Here is a 354-nt window from a genome sequence, read left to right as displayed (position 1 = left end):
TACGAGCGTTCCCGTTTTATCGGTAATATGTGATGTTCGACTTGAGCTTGTAATTGCTCAATTGACTTGGGGATCCGTCCAGCATTCTCTATAAACATCGTTTGAATTAAGTTAATAATACTTATTGCGCACGTCGTAAAGCTAAGGTGTTTCGCATATATCCCTGGCTTTGTCTGCGCCATTTTCACCATCTGATATCTGAGCAAGTTATAGCTAAGTAATACGCCCCACAGCTCTTGCACTATCATGTCTGGTTTTTTGCTACGTAGCGTAAAGTGGCTATTTAACAAGGTTTGCTTCATCTCTCTATAGCCAAGTTCGATTTCCCACCTATCACTGTATAAGTCTACTATT

Annotated in this window: 1 protein-coding gene; it reads right to left on the bottom strand. The window is 40.4% G+C overall.

Annotated elements, in window-relative coordinates; genetic code table 11:
* Positions 1–354 (bottom strand): transposase (locus CWC11_RS21585; protein ID WP_138684229.1); only part of this gene is annotated, 354 nt, incomplete at both ends.

This window comes from Pseudoalteromonas sp. S3178, assembly GCF_005886985.1.
Classification (GTDB): domain Bacteria; phylum Pseudomonadota; class Gammaproteobacteria; order Enterobacterales; family Alteromonadaceae; genus Pseudoalteromonas; species Pseudoalteromonas carrageenovora.
Note: the sequence above shows the minus strand (reverse complement) of the source record. Positions and strands in the feature narration are given on the sequence as shown.